The organism is Croceibacterium mercuriale (assembly GCF_000802385.1).
Taxonomy (GTDB): domain Bacteria; phylum Pseudomonadota; class Alphaproteobacteria; order Sphingomonadales; family Sphingomonadaceae; genus Croceibacterium; species Croceibacterium mercuriale.
In genome coordinates this window covers 1,713,994-1,732,275 of the sequence record NZ_JTDN01000001.1, presented here as the reverse complement: position 1 = coordinate 1,732,275, position 18,282 = coordinate 1,713,994, and the positions used below count along the sequence as shown (strand labels likewise).

Below are 18,282 nucleotides of genomic sequence, written 5' to 3'. Positions count from 1 at the left end.
CAGCTGACCCCATGCAACTGACCCGGCGCCGGCTGATCGGCGGCGCGGCGGCCGGCGGTGGGCTGCTGGTTGCCTGGCAGCTGCTGGAACGCGACCACCTGCCCCCGCTGGCGCCGACAGCGGCCGAGGCGCAGTTCGGCGCGTGGCTGAAGATCGACCGGCAGGGCGTGGTCACGGTGGCCGTGCCGCAGCTGGAAATGGGGCAGGGCATCACCACCCTGCTGGCGCAGATCGCCGCGCAGGAACTGGGGGCGGACTGGCGCCAGGTGGCGGTCGAGCCCGCGCCGGTCAGCGCCGCCTTCGCCAACCTGCCATTGGCCGCGCGCTGGACCCCCTTGCGGGCGCCGCTGGTGCCGGAACTGGCCGACGCGCCGGGCGATGCGCTGCTGCGGCGCTGGGCGCGCACGCACACTTTCACCGCCACGGCGGAGGGCACCTCGCTCGCAGCCTACGAAGGGCCCTGCCGGGAGGCCGCCGCTGCGGCACGCGCGATGCTGTGCATGGCCGCGGCGGCGCAGTGGGATGTCCGGTGGGAGGAATGCGAGGTTGGCGACGGCTTCGTGACGCACGAGGATCGCCGGGCCGGTTTCGGCGCGCTGGCGGAAGACGCCGCCCGGCTGGACGCACCCGATCCGCCGCCCTTGCGCACGGAGCCGCCCACCGATCCGACGCTGGCGGGCGAGCCATCGGCCTTCCCACGGCTCGACGCGCCGGCGAAGGTGGATGGCAGCTGGCTGTTCGCGGGCGACGTGCGCCTGCCCGGAATGGTGCACGCCGCGATCCGCCACGGCCCGCTGGACCGGGCGGAGCTGGGCACCTTCGACCGGGCCGCGGCAGCGCAGGTATCCGGGCTGGTCGGCGTGGTGGCGGGCAAGCGCTGGCTGGCGGCGGTGGCGACCGACTGGTGGAGCGCCGAGCAGGCCCTGACCGTCATGGCGCCCCATTTCCGGTCCTACGATCCCGTGCAGTCCGCACGGATGACGGAGGCGCTCGATGCCGCACTGGCGCGGGGCGAGGCGCAACGGGTCGCCAGCGCCGGCGCCGAGGAAGGGCCCGCCGGTCGCCCGACCCTGACGCAGCGCTACGACATCGCGCCCGCCGCGCATGGCAGCGTGGAAACCGCCAGCTGCACCGCGCGGCTCGCCGGTGGGCGGCTGGAACTGTGGCTGGCAACGCAGGCGCCCGAACAGGCCCGCATTGCCGTGGCGCGGGCGCTGGATGTGCCGCTGCGCCACACGGTCCTCTACCCCATGCCGGCCGGCGGCAGCTTCGACCGGCGGCTGGAGCATGAGCATGCGATCGAGGCCGCGCTGATCGCGCGGGAGGTCGGCCGTCCGGTGCAGCTGACCTGGAGCCGGTGGCAGGAACAGCTGCGCCTCCGCCCGCGTCCGCCCGCCGCCATCACGATCGCCGCGCATCTGGCCGCGGATGGCAGCCTGGCCGGCTTCGCCGCGCGCATCGCCACGCCGCCCGCCGCGCTGGAGTTCGGCGAACGGCTGCTGGGCAACCGCACCAGCTGGTCAGCGCGGGAGGCGGTGGCGGATCGTGCCGACCCGCTCGCCTGCGAGGGGCTGCTGCCACCCTATCGCGCTGCCCATGCCAGCGTCGACCATGTGCCCGTCACGCTGCCGCTGCCCGCCGGGCGGCTGCGCGGCAATGCCCATGGCATCACCTGCTTCGCGGTCGAAAGCTTCACCGACGAGCTGGCCCGCGCCGCCGGGCGGGAGCCGCTCTCGTTCCGTATCGCGCTGCTGGGTGACGATCCGCGTCTGGCCCTGTGCCTCCAGCGCGTCGGCCGGTTCGCCAGCTGGGATGGCGGCGCGCCGGGCAGCCGGCAGGGTCTCGCCTGCCATCGCATGCAGCTTGGCCCCGCCAGCGGGCGCATCGCGCTGGTGGCAACGGTGGAGCCCGGGGCAGGGCCGGTGCGGGTGACCCGGCTGGCCGCGTCGGTGGAGATCGGCCGCGTGATCAACCGCGACATTGCCCTGCAGCAGATCGAGGGCGGCCTGCTCTATGGCCTCGGCCTCGCGCTCGGCTCCGGGCTGGAATATCAGGACGGGGTCGTGCGGCAGGCACGGTTGCGGGACCTGGACCTGCCGCGGCTGGCCGATTGCCCGCAGATCGGCATCGACCTGATCGAAAGCACCGGCCCGCCCTTCGATCCGGGCGAGCTGCCGCTGGCACCGGTTGCGCCGGCCATCGCCAATGCGCTGTTCGCCGCCAGCGGGCGTCGCCTGCGCGCGCTTCCGCTGCTATCAGCCCCGGCATGACACATCAGATCCAGCGCCTGCCGGCCGATCATGCCCCTGTCACCAGCGGGAAGGTGGGGGTGCTGCTGGTCAACCTGGGCACGCCCGATGCGCCCGATGCCAAGGCCGTGCGGACCTACCTGGCGGAGTTCCTGTCAGACCGGCGCGTGGTGGAAATCCCGGCGATCGCCTGGCAGCCGATCCTGCGCGGCATCATCCTGAACACGCGCCCGAAGAAGAGCGCCCATGCCTACCAGCAGGTATGGACGGAGGCGGGATCCCCGCTGGCGGCGATCACTGCGCAGCAGGCCACCGGCTTGCAGGCGGCGCTCGGCAACGGGGTGCAGGTCGCCTGGGCGATGCGCTACGGACGGCCGGAAATCGGGGCGGAGCTGCAACGGCTGATGGACGGGGGATGCGAGCGCATCCTGCTGGCGCCGCTCTACCCGCAATATTGCGCCGCCACGACCGCCACGGTTGTGGATAAGGCTGCGGACAAGCTGCGGACGATGCGTTGGCAACCGTCGCTGCGCACCCTGCCGCCGTACCACGATGACCCGCTGTATATCGACGCGCTGGCACGGGATCTGGGACGGCAGATCGACGCGCTGGATTTTGTGCCCGAGGTCCTGCTGCTGAGCTTCCACGGCATGCCGAAGCGCACGCTGGAACTGGGCGACCCGTATCATTGCCACTGCCGCAAGACTGCCCGCCTGCTGGAAGCGGCACTGGCACGGCCCGCCTTGCGCTGCGTCACCGCCTTTCAGTCCCGCTTCGGCCCGGCCAAATGGCTGGGCCCGGCGACGGACGAGATGCTGGTGGCGGAGGCGCAGGCCGGCACCAGGCGGCTGGCGATCGCCGCGCCGGGCTTCGCCGCAGATTGCCTGGAAACGCTGGAGGAACTGGCGATCCGCGGGCGGGAGCAGTTCATCGGTGCCGGCGGAGAGAAGTTCCACACGCTCGACTGCCTGAACGCCAGTGCCGACGGCATGGCCATGCTGGAAGCCCTGATCCGCCGCGAACTGTCCGGCTGGGTCTGACGGGCCTTACGAGGCAGTCAGGAGAAGTCGATCGCGATCCCGTCCTTCACCCAGTCGCCATAGCGGGTGGGGCTGAGCTCGTCATGCTGGACGCCCGGCTGCGGGGCAGGCGCCGGGGCGTTGCTCCAGTAGGTCGGCTTGGCGAACCCCTCCGGGCGCTTGGTGGCACGCTCTGTCATTCCCGATATCTGGGACGGCTGGCGCTGCGACGCAAGGGCTTCTAGGGGGTGCCATGCCTGCACCACGCACGAACAATACGCCCGCACCCGCTCCGACCCCCGCCGGCCTGCCCGCGCGGCGGGCCGCCCTGAAGCTGCTGGATGCGGTGCTGCGCCGGGGCGAGACGCTGGACCAGGCGGAGGCGGGCGCCCTGCGCGGCGTACAGGCGCCGGCCGATCGCGCGCTGGCACGCGCCATCACGGGCGAGACCCTGCGCTGGCTGGTGGATCTCGACGCGCTGATCGACAGCGCCACCAGGCAGCGGCTGGCTGACGACACCAAGGTGCGCGGCGTGCTGCGCCTGATGCTGGCGCAATGGCTGCGCCTCAACACCCCGCCGCATGCGGTGATCGCCACCGGGCTGGACCTGCTGGCCGGGGGCCCGCGCCGGCTGGCGCATGGCGTGTTCGGCGCGCTGGTGCGGCAAGGGGTGACGCTGCCCGACGTGCCGACGCTGCCGCCGCTGGTCGCGACCCGCTGGGGTACCCGCGCCGCGGCAATCGCCGCCGGCCTGGCGGAGCCGCCACCGCTGGATCTGAGCCTGCGCGATCCCGCCGCCACCGCCGAATGGGCGGAGCGGCTGGGGGGCATCAGCCTGGCGCCGGGCCATGTGCGCCTGGCCCGCGGCGGCGCGATCGAGGCGCTGCCCGGCTTTGCCGAAGGGGCCTGGTGGGTGCAGGATCTGGCCGCATCATTGCCGGTGCGCCTGATGGGGGCAGGCCACGGCCGGCGCGCGCTGGACCTCTGCGCCGCGCCCGGCGGCAAGACGCTGCAGCTGCTGGCCGCCGGGTGGGAGGTGACCGCGCTCGATGCCAGCCGTCGCCGGCTCGGCCTGCTGGGCGACAATTGCAAGCGGCTGGACATGTGGGCGAAGATCGTGGTCGCCAATGCGCTGGAGTGGGAGCCGGAGGAGCCGTTCGACGCCATCCTGCTGGACGCACCCTGCACGGCGACCGGTACCGCCCGCCGCCACCCGGACGTACTGCACCGGATCAGTCCCGCACAGATCGAGGGCATGGTCGACCTGCAGGCCAGGCTGCTGGATCGCGCGACCGGCTGGCTGAAGCCGGGCGGCACGCTGGTCTACGCCGTCTGCTCGCTGGAGCGGGAGGAGGGCGAGGCGCAGGCCCCGCGTGTGACGCTGCCGCCTCGGCCGGTGGGCGCGGAGGAACTGATCGCCGGCGTGACCCCGACCGCCGAGGGGTGGGTCCGCACGCACCCGGCGCTGCTGGCCGAACATGGCGGCATGGACGGCTTCTTCATCGCCCGCTGGAGCGCGCCCTAAGGCGCCATGTCCGGGTCGAGCGTGCGTGCCAGCCAGGCGCCGAGCAGCGCGAAATAGGCGGGCGCATCCGGCTCGGCTGCCGTGGCGAACGCGGTGTCCATCTGCTGCTCGGGCGGCACGCCCAGCATCATCGCGTGATCGGCACCATCGATCACCTGCCAGCTTGCCTGCGGGAAGTCGGCGGCGCGCGCCTGCAGCGCGGCAAGCGAGGCGCCGACCGGCACCCACGGATCGCCCTGTCCGAACAGGATCAGGGTGGGGACGCGAGAGCCCGCCAGGGCGGCCAGCGGATCATTGCTGATCTGCTGCTTCCATTCGGGATCGTCGATATTGCCCCGGATCCAGGTGTCCCCGTACCATGCCTCCTGGCGGATGCCGGCCTCGGCAGCCTCGGCCTCGGCGCGGGAACGCCGGCCGCGGACATATTCGTCCACCGCGACCCGCGCCGCGATGGCCCGGTCGATCACCGCCTGCGGTCGTCCCTGAACACGCAGGATATTTTCCACGGCGAAGTTCATCTGGACGTCGGCTGCGGAGATCGGGCCGGATACGGCGACGGCAAACGCGGCCTGGGGCGCCTTCTGTGCAGCCAGCAGCGTCAGCCAGCCCCCTTGCGACAGGCCCCAGAAGCCGATCCGGGCCGGGTCGATCTCCGGCTCCTGACGCAGCCGGGCAAGGGCTGCGACGGCATCCTGGGCCAGCAGGTCGAAATTGCCCGGAGCCGTTCCGCCGCTGTCCGATGCACCGGACCCGCGCCGGTCGTACAGCAGGACGGCGATCCCCAGCCGGGGCATGATCTGCGTCAGGTGCCGGTACAAGGGTGCGGTACGCAGTGGCGCCTGCGCGCCATGCAGCGCGATCAACGCGGCGCGTGGCGTAGTGCCGGCAGGCAGGAACAGTGTGCCTTCAAGCTGCGCACCGGCGTTCTCGAAGACGATCCGCCGCTCCTCGACAGGATTGTCGGTCGGCACCATCCAGGGTGTTGACGGTGCCTCCTGTGCGCCTGCTGCCGGCGCCAGGGCAGACGCGGCAGCGGCAAAGGCGATCTGTAGTGCACGGTGCATCGGTTCATCCTCCGCAGGAATGGCGTCAGCGCCAGAAGCGTTTCGCGTCGGCCAGCGCGTCATGGGCCTCCACCGCGTCGGCGATCAGCGACTTCCTGCGACCGCCCGCCAGCAATGCGTCGGTGCCCGCCTGGCCTTCCAGGCCCAGCTCGCGGATCACCTCCGGCGCCGTGGCAAGATCGTTCAGCGCGCCGAGCTGGTCCTGCAGATCCTCCAGCGCGCCGACGAACCGCTTATGGCGGCGCCGCTGCTTCTTGCCATCGAACAGGGCAGCAAAGAACTCGCTGGCATAGCGCAGCTTCTTGGCATCCTTGCGGACCTCGTGCCGGGTCTCGTCATCGACCGCCTCCAGATCGCGGCCGCCCTTCTTCACCCGCCGCCGGAAGCGATCCAGCGCTGCTGTCGCAAAGTCCAATGCCGGCTCCCCGGCGCGATTGTCCGCCGCGCCCTGCCACGCTCCGATGACGAGCCATTCGCTCAGGTCCAGCATCAGCGCGCGGACCCGCGGGGATGCGAGCGTCGCCTCCACGGAAGCATACGCCTCGTCGCGCGCCTTCCTGATCCGGGTCCGCAGCTTGCCGGCGGGCGCCCGCTCCAGCAGCACGTCGCGGTCGCGCGCCCGGCCCAGTTCGCCAGACAGCCAGCGCAGCTCCTCGCGCAAGGCGTGGGCGCTCTCGTCGCCGGCGTGTAGCGGCCGGAAGATCGAGAAGGCCGAACGCAGCCGGCGCAACGCCACGCGCGCCTGATGCAGCGCCTCCGGGTTGCGCTCGCCGAACAGCACGGCCTCGTTGCGCCGGAACTGCCGCAGGCAGGTCTGCGCGACATGCTGGAACGCCTGTGCGGCCGTCATCTCGCGGGTGAGCACGACCGGCTCGGCCTTGAACACGGAGCGCGCACGCTGCGACAGATGGTGGCCACGTTCCGCCTTGGTGAGGACGCCCAGACGGATGGGCGCAGCGCTGTCGAGCGCGCGGGCCAGCGCGAACAGGGCGGCGGGCTCGCCAGTCTTCAGCTCCAGCTCGATCTCGCAGATCGGCGCCTCCAGCCCGCCGGCGCGCACCGTTCCGCGATCCAGCACTACCTCGATCCCCGCGCCGTCATGCTGCAGCAGCCAGATTCGACGCTCGACCGCAACCTCGAATTGCGCCGCAACCGCCTTGATGCGGTCGCCCAGCAGCGCCTTCACCGGGGTGCTGTCATCGAGCACCGGGATGTCGCCGTCGACCGGCATCTCCCACTCCGACCGGAGGAACAGGCCGGCGCTGCCGGCACCATCCGCCTTGACCGTCTGGATGCGCTCCTTGCCCGCCGCGCGGATGCGCAGGGACAGTCCGGCGCGGGCAAGCGCATGCTTGGGGGTGTCGAAATAGATGGCGTGCAGCCGGCGGACCTTCGCCTTGCCCGGCAGGATGTCGGACGCCTCCAGCGCATCCGCCGCGGCCGCGGTCAGGTCGAGCTTCAATTCCACTTCCTGCACGCCGAACGTCCCTTCCGTTGCTGAAGCAAACCTCGCGGTCGCCGGCTCAACGCGTGACGGTCCTGTTTGGTATGCCGCGAAATTGCCGCCGGGGGGACAAGGGCGCGTGGGTCAGTCCAGCCGCATCACCCAGCCATGCGGGTCGGGCGCTGCGCCGCGCTGGATGGCGACCAGCCGTTCGCGCAGGCGCTGCGTGGTCTGGCCGGGGCCGCCGCTGCCGATGGTGAAGGCGCCGTCCTCCCCCGCCACGCGACCCACCGGCGTCACCACCGCCGCCGTGCCGCAGGCAAAGGTTTCCACCAGCCGCCCGCTCTCCGCATCATCGCGCCACTGGTCGATGGCGTAGCGTTCCTCGCGTATGGTCAGCCCTTCCTCCCGGGCCAGCAGCAGCAGGCTGTCGCGGGTGATGCCGGGCAGGATCGTGCCGGTCAGAGGCGGGGTGATCAGCGTGCCGTCCGCGAACACGAAGAACAGGTTCATGCCGCCCAGTTCCTCGATCCAGCGGCGCTCCGCCGCGTCCAGGAACACGACCTGATCGTGCCCGCGCGCGATGGCATCGGCCTGCGGCACCAGGCTGGCGGCGTAATTGCCGCCGCACTTGGCTGCGCCGGTGCCGCCGGGGGCCGCGCGGGTATGGTCGGCCGCGACCCAGATCGACACCGCCGGCGCGCCGCTCTTGAAGTAGTTGCCCGCCGGGCTGGCGATCACCACGAACTTGTACTGCTTGGCCGGACGCACGCCCAGGAATGCCTCGGTCGCGAACATGAACGGGCGCAGGTACAGCGATCCGCCATCCACCGGCGGGAACCAGTCCCGGTCGGCCAACGCCAGGGCGCGGCACGCTTCCACGAAGGCTGCCTCCGGCAGCTCCGGCATGGCCAGACGCCGGGCGGACTCGTTGAAGCGGCGGGCGTTCCGATCAGGGCGGAACAGCGCCATGCTGCCATCGGCCAGGCGATAGGCTTTCAGCCCTTCGAAGATCTCCTGCGCATAATGCAGCACCGATGCCGCGGGATCGAGCGGGATCGGCTGGCGGGGGCCGAGCTGCGCATCATGCCAGCCGCGATCCTCGCTCCACTCAATCGTCAGCATGTGATCGGTGAACACCTTGCCGAACCCGGGATCCGCGATGGCCTGCTGGCGCGTGGCGCCGGGCACGGGGGCAGGGTGGGGCAGGCGGGCGATATCGATGATGGGTGCGTCGGCCATGTGCAATCTTCTCCTGACCGATGCGGGTAGGACGGCGCCGGGACGGAGGCAAGAGGCGGGCGATTGCGCCGGGATGTGGGGCGCGCATATGAGAAGGACGGCATCGCGTGATCGCGACACCGCCCTTCACATGGTCAGCGGCCGGAAGTGCCGCCCACGTAGCCTCTATCGGTAACAGATCAGCTTACCGATAATGCTCCGCTCGGGACTTAACCGACCTCTCTGCTGAACCATGAGACATCGGATCACCTCCTTTCGCGCTGGATAGCCATGCCGCCATTTTACCGGCGGCCGGGCCCTGCGTGCATCGCCGGACCTGCGGGGATATTTGAGTCAGACCGGGCGGCAACGCAAGTGCGAAGATGCGATTTTTCCACCGTCGCGCGCTGCCTGCCCGTCTGCCCTCAGCGGCAGTCCTCCACCACCCGCGTCACCTCCGGCCAGGCGGGCAGGAACAGCGGCGCGGCGCTGCCCGCCTCCACGGCGAACCGGCCCTTGGAAAAGGCCATCGCATCCAGCAGCGAGTCGCCCGCCGCCAGCACCGCGGTGGCGGCACCGCTGGCCGGGCTGGCCGGCAGGCTGCGCTCCGCCGCTTCCGCCCGCACGATCATGCTGCTGCCACCGGCGCCGGCCCGCGCCAGCGTTACCTGCCGTGTGCCGCTGCAGATCATGTCGAACAGCACGGTGCCGGCGGGATCGACGAAGCTCGCCCGCCCGCCCGTGCCCAGCCGGCTGTACCGCCAGTCGCCGGGTGTCTGCGGTGCATCCATCCAGTTGGTCGCGGCAGGGGGTGGCGGGGGGGCGGGCCGCGGTGCGGGGGCCGGTGCCGGGGCAGGCGCGGGGGCCGGGGTCGGCTGCGGTGTCGGCGGGATGCAGCCGGGCAGCGTCAGCGCGGCCAGCAGCGCGATGCCTGTCGCCAGGCGCAGGGTGCGCGCGCGCATCAGCTGCAGGCCTGTGCGACGCGGCTGATGCCGGTATGGCTGGGCAGGTGCAGGGCCGGGATGCCCGGCGCCTCCATGCGGATGGTGGCGGCCGGATCGGCGAACACGGCAAAGATCGGCTGCGCGGGATCGACCACCGCCTCGACGTCTCCGAGGCTGGTCGGAGCCGGCACCATCGCCAGGTCGGCGGCGACACCACCCGCCTGCAACCGGAACGTTGCCGCCTCGGCCACGCCGGACCGGGTCAGGATCACGGCCCGGTCGGCCCGGCGGCAGACCAGCCGCACCACCGGCTTGCCCGCCGGATCGGCGAACACGGCGCTGGCACCACCCGCCGTTTCCTCGACCAGCCAGCTGCCCGCGGTCAGCGGCGCGCCCTTGGCGTCGGCGGTGCGCGGCGCGGAGGTGGTCAGCGCAGGCGTGGGCGCCGCATCCTCCGGCGCCTGGTTGCAGCCGGCCAGCAGGGCGGCGGCGCCCAGCATGGCAAGGGCGACGGGGCGGGGCGGATCGATCATGGCATTCCTCTCGAAAGCGAAGACGCGTTAGGGCTGGCGGCGTGTAGGTCCGGCCTCTAAAGCGCCTGCCCCATGGCGGGCAAGATGCGTATCGACCAGTTGCTGACCGAACGGGGCCTCGCCCCCAGCCGCGCGCGGGCGCAGGCGCTGGTCATGGCGGGGCTGGTCTTTGCCGGCGACCGGCGGATCGACAAGCCGGGGCAGCAGGTGGCCGCCGATGCCGCCGTGGAGGTGCGCGGGCGCGACCATCCCTGGGTCGGCCGCGGCGGGGTGAAGCTGGCACACGCACTGGCGCACTGGCAGCTCGACCCCACCGGCGCGGTGGCGATGGACATCGGCAGCAGCACCGGCGGCTTCACGCAGGTGCTGCTGGAAAACGGCGCGCGGCATGTCTTTGCGGTGGATGTCGGCACCAACCAGCTCGACTGGAAGCTGCGGCAGGATCCGCGCATCACGGTGCTGGAACAGACCAATGCGCGGGACCTGACGACGGACATCATCACGCAAGGATGCAACTGGGTCGTCTGCGATGCCAGCTTCATCGGCCTGGCCAAGGTGCTGGCCGCCCCGCTGGACCTGGCGCTGCCCGGTGCGCAGGTCGTGGCGCTGATCAAGCCGCAGTTCGAGGTGCGGCGCGAGGAGGTGGGCAAGGGCGGCATCGTGCGCGATCCGGCGCTGCATGAGCGGGTGTGCGACGAAGTGTCCGCCTGGCTGGCGGAAACCGGCTGGCAGGTAAATGGTATCATTCCCAGCCCGATCACGGGCAGCGAGGGGAATGTGGAATTCCTCGTCAACGCCACCAAGGGAGCCGCCGCATGACCGATCGTCGCAATCTCAGGCGCTGGCTGCTGCTGGCGGTGCCGGGCGTGCTGCTGCTGGGCTCGCTGTCGGGCCTCGTCTCGGGCTCCTCCGGCGACCAGCCCTCGTTCGCCGCACTGGCCAAGCCCGCGATCTACCCGCCGGGCGCCACCTTCGGCATCGTCTGGCCGATCCTCTACGTGATGATGGGCATCGCGCTGGCGCTGGTCGGGGCGGAGCGTGGCGCGCCACACCGCCGGGCGGCGCTGACGGCTTTTGCCGTGCAGCTGGCGCTCAACCTGGCGTGGTCGCCGACCTTCTTCGCGGCGCACCAGATCGGCGCGGCGCTGGCGATCCTGCTGGCGCTGGACGTGGCGCTGATCGTCACCCTGACGCTGTTCCTGCGGGTGCGGCGGGCAGCGGGCCTGCTGCTGCTGCCCTATCTGGCCTGGGTGCTGTTCGCCACGGTGCTCAACTGGCAGGTGCTGCAGCTCAATCCCGGCGCATAGGACCACTTGCGCGGGCGCGGCCAGCGCGCCAGATAGCAGTGTATGCAGAGCCAGAACCCGATCCTCGCCGACTTCGTCAAGCTTGCCAACAGCGCCGCGGGCACCTTTGCCGGCATGACGCGGGAGGCGCGCGAGGGCGCGCGCGAACGCTTCAAGGAAGCGTTCGGCGGAATGGATTTTGTCAGCCGCGAGGAGTTCGACGCGGTCAAGGACATGGCCGCCCGCGCCCGTGAGGAAGCCGATCGGCTGCAGACCCGCATCGCCGCGCTGGAGGCGAAGCTGGCCGGTTCCGACACCGGCTTCACCAGCGCTCCGGCCGCCGGCACTTCAGGCGATCCGCTCGCCTGACCGGGTACGTCCGGAACGCTAGTCCATGTTAGCGGGTTGCTGCATGTGAAAGGTGTTCCTCACATGTTCACGCAGCTCAATCCCCCAATGCCCCTCCACGTGCTCGGCAAGGGGGATGGCCTAGCGGTCGGCATGATCGACTACGGGCCGGAGCATAGTCTGATCTGGGTCACCGCCATCGATGGTACGGGCGAGCTGTGGTGCGCACCGAACGCGCAGGTGCGAATGCAGAAGAACTGGACGGCAGGCCGGCCGGAGAACCCGCTGGTGACCAGATCGAAGGCCGACCTCAAGAACCGCGCCGAACCCTGTGCCGATTGCGCGGACCTGCTGGTGGCCAAGCCCGCCTGATCCGCTTGCGCCGCATCTCGCACGGGCGCAGGTGAAGCGCCATGCATCTGCGCGTTCCTGCCATCCTGCTCGCCGCACGTCCGCATGGCGAGACTGCGGTCATCGCGCGCGCCCTTACGGAAGAATATGGCCTTGTCGCCGCCTATGTCGCGGGCGGGCGCGGGCGGCGGCTGCGGCCCGTGCTGATCCCCGGCAACCTGCTGGACCTGCAACTCGCCGCCCGCTCCGAAGCGCAGCTGCCCTTCGCCACGCCCGAACTGCTGCGCAGCCGCGGCGCGCTGCTGGGCGAACCGCTCGCCGCTGCCGCCATCGGCTGGACCACCGCCTTCACCGCCACCGTCCTGCCGGAACGGCAGCCCTATCCGCGCCTGTTCCAGGCGCTGGGCGGCGTGCTTGACGCGATCGGCAGCGGCGCGCCGGCGCGCGACTGGCTGGGCGGGCTGGTTTCATTCGAGACGCTGGTGTTGCGCGACCTCGGCTTCGGCGGCGCGGCCCCGGTGACGGGCACCTTTGCCGAGACGCTCGCCGCGCTGGACCGGTTGCAGCCGCTGCTCGCGCGCTACCTGCTTGCCGACCGGCGCGGCGATGTTATGGCCGCCCGCTCTCGCCTGCGCGACCAATTGTCCAGGATGGAATAGATGAAGATTGCCTGCCTGCCCGGTGACGGGATCGGTCCCGAGATCATGGCGGAGGCGCTGCGCGTGCTCGCCGCGCTGGAGCTGCCGGTGGAGGTGGTCCACGGCGATGTCGGCGGCGCGGCCTATCACCGCCACGGCCATCCCCTGCCGCCCGAAACGCTGGCACTGGCACAGGGCGCAGATGCGCTGCTATTCGGCGCGGTGGGCGATCCGACCTGCGACAATCTGGAACGGCACCTTCGGCCCGAACAGGCGATCCTGGGCCTGCGATCGGCACTCGGCCTATTCGCCAACCTGCGCCCGGCGAAGATGTTTGCCGGGCTGGAGGACCTGTCCGCCCTGCGGCCCGAAGTCGCCGGCGCGATCGACCTGCTGATCATCCGCGAACTGAACGGCGACGTCTATTTTGGCGAGAAGGCGATCCGGCGGCTGGACGATGGCCGCCGCCAGGGCTTCGACCTGATGTCCTATGCGGAAGACGAGGTCCGCCGCATCGCCCATGTCGGTTTCCGTGCCGCGCAGGGGCGCAGCGGCAAGCTGTGCAGTGTCGACAAGGCAAATGTGCTTGAAACCAGCCAGCTGTGGCGCGACGTGGTGATCGAGGTCGCCGCCGAATATCCGGATGTCGCGCTGACGCATATGTATGTCGACAATGCCGCGATGCAGCTGGTGCGCGATCCCGGCCAGTTCGACGTGATCGTCACCGGCAACCTGTTCGGCGACATCCTGTCCGACCAGGCGAGCATGTGCGTCGGCTCCATCGGCCTGCTCGCCAGCGCCGCGCTGGGCGAGCGGCAGATGGCGCATGGGACGCTCGGCCTGTTCGAGCCGATCCACGGCAGCGCGCCCGACATTGCCGGCACCGGCCGTGCCAACCCGATGGCCATGATCCTGTCGCTCGCCATGCTGCTGCGCCATGCGCTGGGGCAGGAGGACGCCGCCACCCGGATCGAGGCGGCGGTCGCCGTGACCCTGGCCGACGGGATCAAGGGCGGCGACCTGGGCGGCACGGCCGGCACCGTCGCCATCGGCGATGCGGTGCTGGCGCGTTTGTAGGCCGCCTGCCGCTCCCGGCCTGCCGGGAGCGGGCGACGAAGCTACCTCCGTCCGCCGACGATCACCCGCCCGCCATAACGATGGGCGGTGGCGCGGGCTTCGCGGCAGCTGGTCGCACGCGGCTGGTGGCCGGGCGGGCGATCATCGAACCACACGCGGCACTGGCCGGCCGGCGGGATGTGACCCGGAGGGATCCCGCGCCCGCCGCGTGGCCCACGATCGTCCCGACGGTCGCCTCCGCGATAGTCGCGATGATCGTCACGGCGGTCGTTTCCGCGACGGTCGTCGCGATCCCAGCGTTCATGATGTTCGCTGTTCCCCCGGCCACTCTGGCCCTTCCCGGGGGCGGCAGCGGCGGGCGCGACGATCATGGCCGCAAGCGCCGTGGCAAGAATGAATGTCTTCATCGATCGTCTCCGATTGGCACCGGGATCTCGAATGATCCTGTTCGTTCACCTATCGGGCAGTGTACATGAACGAAACATGGCCACATCGATGTGACCGAGCAAGCTACTGCGGCTAGATCCAGCCGCGCACCCAGGCATATCGCCGGAACCCGTCTGGCCCATCCAGAGCGCCGGCGGTCAGCACCGGCCAGAACCAAGCCAGCAACAGCAATGCTCCCACCGGCACCGCCAGCACGCTCCGCCAGCCCCGCTGCCACCACGCATCCAGCGCCAGCGCCAGCGCTGCCGTCGCGAACAGGCCGGGCAGGCTATAATGATAGAAGAACTGCACGTTCTTGGCCGTCACCATCCACAGCGCCATGCTGGCGCCATACAGCACCGCCACCGCCAGTGCGTCCGCCCGCCCGCGCAGACCTGCCCACAGGCACCACGCCAGCGCGGGCAGCGCGGGCAGGTGGACCAGCGGATTGCCGACCAGCAGCACGCCTCGCTGCGCGCCGTCCACCGGCTCGTACAGATACCAGATCGCCCGCCAGTCCAGCACCCATTCCCACCATCGGCTGCCATAGGGATGCGGCGGCAGGATCTGGTGCTGCAAGGCAAGCATCTCCCCGTGCCAGGCCACCAGCCCGGCCCAGCCTCGCAGCGGGGCCACCTCCACGAACCAGTAAGGCAGGTAGCAGGCGGCATAGGTGGCCAGCGGCACCAGCCCCAGCCACAACGCGGCCTCTGCCAGCCGGATATTGGCCACCGGCGGTCCGCGCCGGGTCACCAGCCCGTGCCAGCCGCAGGCGCGCAGCCGCACGGCGGCAAAGGCGAGACCGGGGAGCACCGCCACCGGAATGGCGTTCCACTTGGCCGCCATCGCGCAGCCCAGTGCCACGCCGGCCAGTGCCAGTCGCCAGCGCGCCCGTTCCGGCTCGCGCATGGCGGCGGCGCACAGCCACGCTGCACAGGCCACGCCCGCCAGCATGAACACGTCCAGCATGGCGATGCGCGCCTGCACCAGCAGCGGGAACCCAGCCACCGCCAGCACGCCGCCCGTCAGGCTGGCAAAGCGCGAAAGGCTGGCGAACCACAGCGCGCGGGTGAACGCCCACAAGGTCAGCACGCCGGCCGCCCACGGCATCACCCGCCAGCCCAGCGGATTGTCCCCGAACAGCGCCATGCCACCCGCCAGCAGCAGCTTGCCGAGCGGCGGGTGCTCCGGATTGGCGATGCGCGAGAGGTCCAGCAGCGCACGGGCCGCGGGCAGGTAATGCACTTCGTCGAAGAAGGGCTGCGACGGGGTGGTCAGCTTCCATCCGGCCAGGACGGCAAACAGCGCCACCAGCAGCGCCGTCCAGCCGAGCGGGTCGCGGGGATGGGCAGGCGGCGGGGTCCTCGTCACCGGTGCGCGCCTACAAAGCGGCGGGCAGGAGGGCAAGCTTGCCCCGCCGCGCCGGTGGCCGTAATGCGCAGTCCCATGAAGAATACCACCGGACAGGACCGCTCCGTCACCGCCGCCTGGCGCCCCGCAACGCAGGCCGTGCGCGCCGGCACCTGGCGCTCGGAACATGGCGAGACCAGCGAGGCATTGTTCCTCAACAGCGGGTACACCTACGATTCCGCGCAGACCGTTGCCGACCGCTTTGCGGGCGAGGCACCGGGCATGGTCTATTCGCGCATGCAGAACCCCACTACGCAGATGCTGGAGGACCGCATCGCCGCGCTGGAAGGTGCCGAAGCCTGCCGTGTGCAGGCGACCGGCATGGCCGCGATGTCCGCCGCCATGCTGGCGCACCTGTCCGCCGGTGACCACATCGTTGCGGGCAAGGCGGCGTTCGGTTCGTGCCGCTGGATCGTGGACAATCTGCTGCCGCGTTTCGGGATCGAAGGCACCACCATCGACGCGCGCGACAATGCCGCGTGGGAGGCCGCGATCCGCCCCAACACAAAGATGTTCTTCTTTGAGACGCCGGCCAATCCCACGATGGACGTGGTCGACCTGGCGCATGTCTGCGGGCTGGCACGGGCGCACGGCATTACCACGCTGGTGGACAATGCCTTCGCCAGCCCGGTCCTGCAGCGGCCGATGGAGTTCGGGGCGGACATCGTCGCCTATTCCGCCACCAAGCTGATGGACGGGCAGGGCCGCGTGCTGGCCGGTGCGCTGTGCGCGTCCGAGCAGTGGATCACCGATGTGCTGATGCCGTTCCAGCGCAACACGGGCCCGATCCTGGCGCCGTTCAACGCCTGGGTGGTGCTGAAGGGGCTGGAGACGCTGGACCTGCGCGCGCGCCGGCAGAGCGAGAACGCGCTGGAGGTTGCCCGCTTCCTGGAAGGGCGCGGCGTGGAGGTGCTCTATCCCGGCCTGCCCAGCCACCCGCAGCATGATCTGGCCATGCGGCAGATGGTGGCGGCCGGTCCGATCTTCGCCTGCTACATGGACGGGCAGGAGCAGGCGATGGGTTTGCTGGACGCGCTGCAGCTGATCGACATCAGCAACAATATCGGCGATTCCAAGTCGCTGATGTGCCACCCGGCGACCACCACCCATTACAATATGGGGCCCGAGGGCCGCGCCGACGCCGGCGTCTCCGATGGCATGCTGCGATTGAATGTCGGGCTGGAGGATCCGCTCGACCTGATCGCCGACCTCGATCAGGCGCTGAACCGCATCGGCCGCTGAAAGCTGCGGCCTCAGTCGCCAAGCGACACGCGGCGCACAGCTCGCGGGTAGTCCCTCAACACAGGGGTGATGGCGACCGGCAGGAGCGAACCGGCGATGATCGTGCGATTGCGGCCGCCGCGCTTGGCCGTATACAGCGCCTCGTCCGCGCAGGCGAGCAACGCTCTGGGCCCACGGTCCGGGCCGGTCAGGGCCACGCCCACGCTGATCGTGCACCGCCGCACGGTACTGCCTTCGCGATGGCTGCGATCGGCAAAGGCCTTGCGCAGCCGGTCCGCCCGCCGCAGCGCGTCCGACATCGTGGCCGCGCGGAACACCACCGCGAACTCCTCCCCGCCGGTACGATAGACCTGTCCGGGGCCGAACAGCTCTTGCGCGACATGCGCCGCACCGGCGATCACCAGGTCGCCGAACGGGTGGCCCAGTTCGTCGTTCACCAGCTTGAAGCAGTCGATATCGAACATCGCAATCGCGACCGGCCGCGCATCCTTCGTCGGCGGTGCTTCCTCCAGCTGGGCGATTGCCGCATCCAGGGCACGGCGGTTGCCGACGCCGGTCAGCGGATCGACCATCGCCAGCCGCAGGTGGCGGGCGGCCACCTGTTCGCGCCGCAGCGCGGTCAGGAACACGCCCAGCAGCAGGCCTTCCAGCACCAGTGCGAAGTTGAACAGGGCCAGCGACCACAGCTGCGTCGGATCGACACCCAGCGGTCCGGGCAGGAGCGGCGCCAGCGGCGTGCGCCCAAGGTCGATCACGGCAAAGGCTGTCAGGATCCAGCGCAAGGTCATGGCACTGGGCGGCTGGTGTTCGGGCAGACGCCAGAACTCGCGTGCAGCCAGCGCGTTGAACAGGCCGAACAGGGCGATCCGTGGCAGCATCCGCATCTCCGGCCATGCCGTATCGGCCCCGACCGTCGCGTTGAACAGCAACGCGGCCGAACAGGGCAGCAGCACCGCCAGCAGTCGCGGCGCGCGGCCCAGGCTGACCCGGGCGGCATTCCACACACCGCCATAGACCAGCGTCAGGGCGAACCAGCCCAGCTGCAGCCCCCAGAACGGCTTGCCCAGCAATTCGGGCCAGGTCAGCAGCACGCCCGCCGGCACCGCAATGCCGAACGGGAAGAACAGCCACCACCGCTCCCGCCGTGCGCCATCGTTGGCGGAGGACAGCAGGATCACGACGCACATGATCACCGCCAACGCCGTGCTGCATGCCGCGATGGTCAGGTGGATGTCGGGCACGATCACCTTCATCTGCGCATGCGCCACCAGCAGGCCGGGCCCTGCGTGGTACCACGCCGCAGCCTGCCTCTGGTCCAGTTCGGCGCCGGTATGTGCACGCGCAATCCTTCTCGCAATCCGGGCGGGACTCAGGCGCGGTTCGCCTGCCCCTGATGTCCAGGTGCTACTTGCCTGATACTTTAGGACACGTTGCCGGCAAACCGCCTTTTTGCGCGCCCGGTCACCGGCCGCTGCTACAAAGCTCGATTGCTTTCCCCATGCGCC

General features: G+C 70.7%; 19 protein-coding genes. 10 read left to right on the top strand and 9 right to left on the bottom strand.

What is annotated here, in order from left to right:
* The first annotated feature begins 11 nt into the window (after positions 1 to 11).
* Positions 12 to 2,270, top strand: a complete 2,259-nt coding sequence (locus PK98_RS08055) for a molybdopterin cofactor-binding domain-containing protein (protein WP_039095619.1) — start codon at positions 12 to 14, stop codon at positions 2,268 to 2,270.
* Positions 2,267 to 3,289, top strand: a complete 1,023-nt coding sequence (gene hemH / locus PK98_RS08050; protein ID WP_039095617.1) for a ferrochelatase — start codon at positions 2,267 to 2,269, stop codon at positions 3,287 to 3,289. Before PK98_RS08055 ends, hemH begins: the two co-directional genes overlap by 4 nt.
* Positions 3,290 to 3,306: 17 nt before the next feature.
* On the opposite strand, the gene PK98_RS16330 is transcribed toward hemH, so the two are convergent.
* The gene (locus PK98_RS16330) at positions 3,307 to 3,468 is read right to left on the bottom strand and encodes a DUF1674 domain-containing protein (RefSeq protein WP_081996084.1); all 162 of its coding nucleotides are present in this window, start codon (positions 3,466 to 3,468) and stop codon (positions 3,307 to 3,309) included.
* Between the two features lie 53 nt (positions 3,469 to 3,521).
* On the opposite strand from PK98_RS16330, the gene PK98_RS08045 reads away from it, so the two are divergent.
* Positions 3,522 to 4,793: an RsmB/NOP family class I SAM-dependent RNA methyltransferase gene (locus PK98_RS08045; protein WP_052208203.1), complete on the top strand. Its 1,272-nt coding sequence runs from the start codon at positions 3,522 to 3,524 to the stop codon at positions 4,791 to 4,793.
* Here the strand turns inward: PK98_RS08045 and PK98_RS08040 are convergent.
* The 5 genes from PK98_RS08040 to PK98_RS08020 form a co-directional block, all read right to left on the bottom strand.
* On the bottom strand, positions 4,790 to 5,857 hold the full coding sequence (locus tag PK98_RS08040) for an alpha/beta hydrolase family protein (RefSeq protein ID WP_039095615.1): 1,068 nt from the start codon (positions 5,855 to 5,857) through the stop codon (positions 4,790 to 4,792). The two genes, PK98_RS08045 and PK98_RS08040, sit on opposite strands and share 4 nt — an antisense overlap.
* A 25-nt stretch (positions 5,858 to 5,882) precedes the next feature.
* Entirely contained in the window at positions 5,883 to 7,334 is a 1,452-nt protein-coding gene (locus PK98_RS08035) for a CYTH and CHAD domain-containing protein (protein WP_039095613.1), read from the bottom strand.
* A gap of 111 nt (positions 7,335 to 7,445) precedes the next feature.
* Positions 7,446 to 8,543, bottom strand: coding sequence for a branched-chain amino acid aminotransferase (locus PK98_RS08030; protein WP_039095611.1), 1,098 nt, complete (start codon positions 8,541 to 8,543; stop codon positions 7,446 to 7,448).
* A 404-nt stretch (positions 8,544 to 8,947) separates the two neighbouring features.
* On the bottom strand, positions 8,948 to 9,484 hold the full coding sequence (locus PK98_RS08025; RefSeq protein WP_039095609.1) for a hypothetical protein: 537 nt from the start codon (positions 9,482 to 9,484) through the stop codon (positions 8,948 to 8,950).
* Positions 9,484 to 9,999 (bottom strand): hypothetical protein, encoded by a 516-nt coding sequence (locus PK98_RS08020; protein WP_039095607.1) that lies wholly within the window; start codon positions 9,997 to 9,999, stop codon positions 9,484 to 9,486. The genes PK98_RS08025 and PK98_RS08020 overlap by 1 nt, the downstream gene beginning before the upstream one ends.
* A 72-nt stretch (positions 10,000 to 10,071) precedes the next feature.
* Between PK98_RS08020 and PK98_RS08015 the strand changes: the two genes are divergently transcribed.
* From PK98_RS08015 to leuB, 6 genes are all read left to right on the top strand, one after another.
* Positions 10,072 to 10,818, top strand: coding sequence for a TlyA family RNA methyltransferase (locus tag PK98_RS08015; protein ID WP_039095605.1), 747 nt, complete (start codon positions 10,072 to 10,074; stop codon positions 10,816 to 10,818).
* The gene (locus PK98_RS08010) at positions 10,815 to 11,306 is read left to right on the top strand and encodes a TspO/MBR family protein (RefSeq protein ID WP_039096459.1); all 492 of its coding nucleotides are present in this window, start codon (positions 10,815 to 10,817) and stop codon (positions 11,304 to 11,306) included. The genes PK98_RS08015 and PK98_RS08010 overlap by 4 nt, the downstream gene beginning before the upstream one ends.
* 42 nt (positions 11,307 to 11,348) lie before the next feature.
* Entirely contained in the window at positions 11,349 to 11,654 is a 306-nt protein-coding gene (locus PK98_RS08005; protein WP_052208202.1) for an accessory factor UbiK family protein, read from the top strand.
* Positions 11,655 to 11,717: 63 nt separating this feature from the next.
* Positions 11,718 to 12,005, top strand: a complete 288-nt coding sequence (locus PK98_RS08000) for a hypothetical protein (RefSeq protein ID WP_052208201.1) — start codon at positions 11,718 to 11,720, stop codon at positions 12,003 to 12,005.
* 41 nt (positions 12,006 to 12,046) lie between these two features.
* A complete protein-coding gene (recO, locus tag PK98_RS07995; RefSeq protein WP_039095603.1) occupies positions 12,047 to 12,643 on the top strand; it encodes a DNA repair protein RecO in 597 nt (198 codons plus the stop codon).
* Entirely contained in the window at positions 12,644 to 13,699 is a 1,056-nt protein-coding gene (gene leuB / locus PK98_RS07990) for a 3-isopropylmalate dehydrogenase (RefSeq protein WP_039095601.1), read from the top strand.
* A gap of 41 nt (positions 13,700 to 13,740) precedes the next feature.
* Here the strand turns inward: leuB and PK98_RS17165 are convergent, their stop codons facing one another.
* Positions 13,741 to 14,106, bottom strand: a complete 366-nt coding sequence (locus PK98_RS17165; RefSeq protein ID WP_039095599.1) for a hypothetical protein — start codon at positions 14,104 to 14,106, stop codon at positions 13,741 to 13,743.
* A 112-nt stretch (positions 14,107 to 14,218) separates the two neighbouring features.
* Entirely contained in the window at positions 14,219 to 15,496 is a 1,278-nt protein-coding gene (locus tag PK98_RS07980) for a phospholipid carrier-dependent glycosyltransferase (protein ID WP_039095597.1), read from the bottom strand.
* A gap of 75 nt (positions 15,497 to 15,571) precedes the next feature.
* Here PK98_RS07980 and PK98_RS07975 point away from each other — a divergent pair, with 75 nt between their 5' ends.
* Positions 15,572 to 16,777 (top strand): trans-sulfuration enzyme family protein, encoded by a 1,206-nt coding sequence (locus PK98_RS07975; protein WP_039095594.1) that lies wholly within the window; start codon positions 15,572 to 15,574, stop codon positions 16,775 to 16,777.
* A gap of 11 nt (positions 16,778 to 16,788) precedes the next feature.
* Here the strand turns inward: PK98_RS07975 and PK98_RS07970 are convergent, their stop codons facing one another.
* Positions 16,789 to 18,045, bottom strand: a complete 1,257-nt coding sequence (locus PK98_RS07970; RefSeq protein WP_039095592.1) for a GGDEF domain-containing protein — start codon at positions 18,043 to 18,045, stop codon at positions 16,789 to 16,791.
* Between the last annotated feature and the right edge of the window lie 237 nt (positions 18,046 to 18,282).